Origin of the sequence: Cronbergia sp. UHCC 0137 (assembly GCF_034932285.1) — a bacterium.
Taxonomy (GTDB): domain Bacteria; phylum Cyanobacteriota; class Cyanobacteriia; order Cyanobacteriales; family Nostocaceae; genus Cronbergia.
The window spans coordinates 44,636-50,742 of the sequence record NZ_JAYGHC010000012.1 but is presented as its reverse complement, the minus strand read 5'-3'; the positions used below and the strand labels follow the sequence as shown (position 1 = coordinate 50,742).

The 6,107-nt window shown below is 40.5% G+C and carries 5 protein-coding genes; all 5 read left to right on the top strand.

The features are described 5' to 3' along the window. Nucleotides 1–251 precede the first annotated feature (251 nt). The 5 genes from lgt to VB711_RS07875 all read left to right on the top strand — a co-directional run bounded on the left by lgt (nucleotide 252) and on the right by VB711_RS07875 (nucleotide 6,043). Entirely contained in the window at nucleotides 252–1,109 is an 858-nt protein-coding gene (lgt, locus tag VB711_RS07895) for a prolipoprotein diacylglyceryl transferase (RefSeq protein ID WP_323285305.1), read from the top strand. A 300-nt stretch (nucleotides 1,110–1,409) separates the two neighbouring features. After that, nucleotides 1,410–2,246 carry a precorrin-4 C(11)-methyltransferase gene (gene cobM / locus VB711_RS07890; protein ID WP_323285303.1) on the top strand — a complete coding sequence of 279 codons (837 nt, stop codon included), beginning with the start codon at nucleotides 1,410–1,412 and terminating at the stop codon, nucleotides 2,244–2,246. A gap of 518 nt (nucleotides 2,247–2,764) precedes the next feature. Continuing rightward, the gene (locus tag VB711_RS07885; protein ID WP_323285302.1) at nucleotides 2,765–4,129 is read left to right on the top strand and encodes a cytochrome 450; all 1,365 of its coding nucleotides are present in this window, start codon (nucleotides 2,765–2,767) and stop codon (nucleotides 4,127–4,129) included. An 84-nt stretch (nucleotides 4,130–4,213) separates the two neighbouring features. Then, a complete protein-coding gene (gene rlmN, locus VB711_RS07880) occupies nucleotides 4,214–5,290 on the top strand; it encodes a 23S rRNA (adenine(2503)-C(2))-methyltransferase RlmN (RefSeq protein WP_323285301.1) in 1,077 nt (358 codons plus the stop codon). Between the two features lie 297 nt (nucleotides 5,291–5,587). Further along, complete coding sequence (locus VB711_RS07875) at nucleotides 5,588–6,043, top strand: DUF29 domain-containing protein (RefSeq protein ID WP_323285300.1); 456 nt, start codon at nucleotides 5,588–5,590, stop codon at nucleotides 6,041–6,043. The last annotated feature ends 64 nt before the right edge of the window (nucleotides 6,044–6,107 follow it).

The window sequence follows — 6,107 nt, the reverse complement described above, 5'->3', positions numbered from 1 at the left end:
GAAAAATCATTCATCTCCGCAGGAAAATCGTTCAGTTCCAATCACCCATCACCCATCACCAATCACCCATCACCAATCACCCATCACCCATTACCAATCACCCATCACCCATTACCCATTACCCATTACCCATTACCCATTACCTCTTCACTGGAAATTTCTCTTTGAAGGTTGAAGACTCAAGGCTATAATACTGGGAATACAAGTATTTTTATAGCTTTTCATAGACATACTTTTATGGGTACTTCTACATGGAACTAGATTTTTCAGCCTTGCTTTTGGGGTTTCAGTTTACCTCTCCTGGTCCGACTATCGTGCAAATAGGGCCAATAACTATCCGTTGGTATGGGTTGCTGATTGCTTCGGCTGTGTTAATTGGGGTTAGTCTTTCCCAATATTTAGCAAAGCGTCGTCAGGTAAACCCAGAGTTAATTAGTGATTTGTCAATTTGGTTGGTAATTGGGGCAATTCCTGCTGCTCGAATATATTATGTTTTGTTTGAATGGTCAGAATATGCCCAACATCCAGAGCGAATTGTCGCCATTTGGCAAGGAGGTATTGCCATTCACGGGGCAATTATTGGGGGGGCGATCGCGGCTGTAATTTTCGCTAAACTGAAAAATATCTCCTTTTGGCAATTAGCCGATTTAGTCGCTCCTTCGCTGATTTTAGGGCAAGCGATCGGCAGATGGGGAAATTTCTTTAACTCTGAGGCCTTTGGTAGTCCCACTAATTTACCCTGGAAGTTATATATTCCCCCAGAACGTCGTCCCTCAAGTTTCGTTAATTTTGAATACTTCCATCCCACTTTTCTCTATGAGTCTGTGTGGAATTTAATGGTGTTTGCTTTGTTGCTGACATTGTTTTTTATGGCTGTATCTGGCAAGTTACGCTTGAAGGTGGGGACGCTGTTTTTAGTTTACTGGGTAGCCTACAGCTTAGGCCGGGTTTGGATTGAAGGGTTACGCACAGATAGTTTGATGTTAGGGGACTTGCGAATTGCCCAATTAGTTAGTTTATTTGGAATTATGTTAGGTTTAGCGGGTTTAGCTTGGCTTTATGTCGTTAAACGCCCTTTACCCGATGTTGTTTCTCCTTACCAAAAATGAAGGAGGCAGAAGGCAAAAGGGGATTTGCCCCATCCTGATTTGAAACCACTGAAACTCCTTTTCAATCGGGGTTTTAAACCCTTGCTCCCCTTGTTTGTAGCTTACGTTAGAGGTCAGTTTCCCTCCTGCCTCCTGCCCCCTCACTCCTGCCTTCAATAAAAAAAATGCCCCAGATTTGTATCTAGGGCTTAACCAGGGTGCATCTACCATTTCTATCTACTAGCCAAAGATCATTAACCCGGAAAGATACTGAGAAAATGTCAAATAAAATTTTTTGTGTGAAGTTGCTGTTGGGATATCATGAGTGAATATACAGAGAAATTAGGGTATTTCGGCTCTTTGCCTACTTTAGAATCAGCAGTGTATATTGTGGGTGCGGGTCCTGGAGATCCTGATTTATTGACTGTGAAGGCACAGAAATTATTGGCTGTAGCTGATGTGATTTTATACGCTGATTCGTTAGTTCCCAAGGAGATTTTAGGGGTTTGTCGTCCAGATGCGGAAATAATTCAAACGGCGAATAAGACTTTGGAAGAGATTTTACCTGTGATGATTGACAGAGTGCGATCGCACAAATCTGTAATTCGTCTTCATTCTGGTGATCCTAGTCTCTACAGCGCCATCCATGAGCAAATGCTGGCTTTAGCCCAGGCAAATATCCCTTTTGAGGTTATCCCTGGAATCAGTGCTTTTCAAGCCGCAGCAGCCAAGCTCAAGGTTGAGTTAACTGTTCCTGGTTTGGTGCAAACTATCATTCTCACTCGCATCAGTGGACGTACTGAAGTACCAACCAGGGAAGAATTAGCAAGTTTAGCCGCACATCAGGCTAGTTTGTGTTTATATTTGAGTGCGCGTCATGTTGCAGATGCTCAAGCTAAACTTTTGGAACATTATCCAGATGATACCCCGGTGGCGATTTGTTATCGTTTGGGGTGGGTTGATGAAAAAATTAGAGTTATTCCCCTGGCACAGATGGCAGAGTGTACTAAAGAAGAACAATTAATCCGTACTACACTTTATGTCATTAGTCCGGCATTATTGTCAACAAGTGGGCGATGGGCTACGCCGCGCCAAAGGCGATCGCGCTTATACCATCCTGAACATGATCGTTTATTTCGTCCTACTCAAAATTCTTAAATAGACCTCTTGCATAAATACTTTGGTGTCGCCAAGAATATTCTTGAAAAGCTCACGCAGAGGCGCAGAGGCGCAAAGAAGAATTTAAAAATCACGACTTTTGCAAGAAGTCTAATAGAAAAGAAGAAGGAGTCAGGAGTCAGGAGTCAGAATAAATTAGTGGGGGATTCATACCCACCACTTTCTTATTGACCACAAAAACATAGATTTTGTAGTAGTCTTAAACCCAATTATACATCTCGCTAGTCGTATATAATTCATTCGGATTTCTGATTCCTGTATTCTACTTGATAAAACCCTTTCGAGTCCAATGTGATAATTTCGACAAAATCTAATTTCTCTCTACTCCTGATTTCATAAATATTCTGAATCCTGAATCCTGCTGTATTATTGGGGTAAATCAGAAGTTGATTAATTATCCAATTTGTCGCACCCAACAAGAGGCTGAAACCCATCGGACGTATTTGATATTTTCTGTTAATCTGTAACCCCTCTAATTGTTTGGAGAAAAAACGAGTATGCAGCCAACCACCACACCACAAACTGATTTGCAGCCATCACTATTAGACACAGCCCTTAATCAATTTCAGGCTTGGGCAATAGAAAATCCCCACAATCTAGTAAGTCGTATGTTCTTGCCTATAATCAGCTTTGGAGAGGGAATTATTGCCAATAATCCACCTTACCTTGATGCTAAACGGCAAGCACTGGGTTCAAGCTTTTGTTGCGCCGGTCAAGTTGTCTTAGCAGACTTTGAAACACTAGAAACCGCTCTGACTTCACCCCAAGCCCGTGATTGGCGATTAGGAGCTACAATGCTCAGTGCTACACATGGTCCTGGAGTTGACAAAGGACAACGTAATGTTTTTTTAATTTCTCTCTCAGACGCAGCAGCAGGAGGAGGAAATCATGATGTTTTTCGTCAATGTGTTGATGATTACTTCTTTAATGAGCAGATGATCATCCGTCAAAATGATCAGGTGGCGAAACAGTTAGTAAATAAGTTAGCCTCTGATTATGTTGATAGGCTTTCCCATAATGCTTTAGAAGAATTTTTTAACAATGATCAACTAGGTTGGAAGGCCTTTTTAGTTCGATATATTCACTATGTTATTTTTGGGATTAATCCTAATGACCAAGAAAAAATCGCTATTATTACCAATTTTCATTACACCCAAAAAGGGACATTATATTATTTTGCTGGCAGTAGTCTTTTAAAGAACTTAAATCTATTGGGATTTGGTAAAATTCCTGAACTAATAGAACAAGTAGCCACCATTTATGAAAATTCTCCAGCACTGGCTAATTTCCAAGAAAACAACCCTAAACATGGCAAAATGACGCGCCAAGAACTTGGGAAATTGATGGTTTCTTTAATCAGTATTGCGGGATTGCAAGGTCCACTTCACTTAGGCAGAACAGCAATGGGTTATCAATTGCTTCCTGCTTACAAAGGTCATCAAACCAGTAAAATTGATGTTAAGGACTATTGGGACAAACTTGATCTAAATGATCATCCAAGTATCAAACTTTTTTTATTAGAATGCGCTCGTCTCTTTACACCTGTAAGTGCTTCTCACCGAGTTGCTACTGAACCATTTACGGCAAGAGTAGGTGGAAAAATGCGAACCTTTCCCACAGGAACAAAAATTTTGATTCCTATGCTTTTGGGGATGCTTAGTGAAGATTTTTGGGGAGCGACTACTTATGAATTTAATCCACAACGAGAGAATCTTTGCCCCTTTCACATGGGGTTTAATTCTGTTGGAGATCGTCATGCTGGACGCATTTGTCCAGGAAAAGACCTGGCTCTAAAGATGTTAACTGATGTTATAATTACAGTCGGTAAGGCTCGCCGTTCTTACCTTAGTCAAAAAACTTGACAATTCCCTTTACCTACCCCTATTTATCCAACCAGTACAAATCACAGGGTAAGATAGAAATACAGAATCAATTCGTGACTTTTTATGTCTGCTACACCTCTTGTATCTCCGTTAGATCTACCCAAAACCGAAAAATCTCAACTTATCCCCCCTCTGCTAGGTGCTTCGGTGACGGAGTTAACTGCGTGGGTGCAACAGCAGGGACAACCTGGTTATCGGGGTAAGCAATTACATGATTGGATTTATAATCAGGGAGTGCGATCGCTCTCGGATATTTCTGTATTCCCAAAAAATTGGCGTGGGGAATTGGCAGAAGTTCCCGTTGGCCGCTCAACTCTACATTACCGTTCTGTTGCACCAGATGACACGGTAAAGTATCTCCTCAAACTTGCAGATGGTCAAATTGTCGAAGCGGTGGGTATTCCCAGTGATAAACGGTTAACGGTTTGCGTTTCTACCCAGGTTGGTTGTCCAATGGCTTGCGATTTCTGCGCTACAGGTAAAGGTGGATTTACCCGCAATCTCAACCGTGCGGAAATTGTTGATCAAGTTTTGACTGTGCAAGAAGATTTTCAACAACGGGTTAGTAATGTGGTGTTTATGGGGATGGGTGAACCGTTGCTAAATACGGAAAGCGTCATCTCTGCGGTTAAATCTTTAAATCAAGATGTGGGAATTGGTGCGCGATCGCTGACTCTTTCTACTGTAGGCATTCGCGATCGCATTCGTCAATTGGCCGAACATAATTTACAAGTTACTCTAGCTGTCAGCCTCCATGCACCTAACCAAGCATTGCGGGAACAGCTTATCCCCAGTGCTAAAGCCTATCCCATAGAGGATTTACTGGCAGAATGTCGAGAATATGTACAAATTACTGGTAGACGTGTCACCTTTGAATATGTACTTTTGGCGGGGGTAAATGATTTACCGGAACACGCTATGCAGTTATCTAAGTGTTTACGCGGTTTTCAAAGTCATGTCAATTTAATTCCCTACAATCCCATTGAGGAAGTAGACTACAAAAGACCAGATCGCGATCGCATTCAAGCCTTTGTTAAAATTCTCCAAGAACAAAATACTGCCGTCAGTGTGCGCTATTCACGGGGTTTAGAAGCTGATGCTGCTTGTGGACAATTACGCAGCAGTAAATTTAAATCTTGATCAGATATTAGAAAACTATGAGTTACGCATTGACAGAATCTATTAAATAAGCATTATCAATTCTATCTCTTGTAGGGTGCGTCAGACCCGATAATTGAGCATCTAACAGACTTCCTCTATCTGACGCACCGTATTAATATGGGATGACAAAAGCGTGAAACTAGGCAATTTCATTCATACATATCATCTGCATTTTGTACAGTGCGTAACTCCTAAAAACTATTAAATCTCTGTGAAAATCAAAATAAAGGTGGTTTACAATGTAACCATTATCCTATTGAGTCAGGAGTATTTTTTATGCTGACCAGTCATAGTAATAAAGCATTATATGATCAAGATTTTTATTTATGGATAGAAACAACAGTTAAACTTTTGAGAGAAAGAAAACTAGAAGAATTAGATATTGAGAATTTGCTTGAAGAAATTGATAGTATGGGACGGAGTGAAAAGAAAGAGTTAAAAACTCGGTTAATAGTCTTGATTGAACATTTATTAAAACTCCAATATTGGCAAGCAGAAAAAGATGATAATGCCAGAGGTTGGCGTAATACAGTTATTGAACAAAGACGACAAATAATTTATACTTTGGCAGATAGTCCCAGCTTGAAATCTATTTTAAATGATCTCTATTTAGGCTGTTATACAGATGCTAGAAACGATACCCTCAGAAAATATCAACTTCCCTCAGAATTATTCCCCGAACAACCACCCTTTTCTTTACTTCAGGTTCTCAACGCCGATTTTTTACCCTAAATTAAAATAGGGGTTTATCTAACCCCTACAACAAGCAGTTATTTAACAGTCTATTTATCTTATC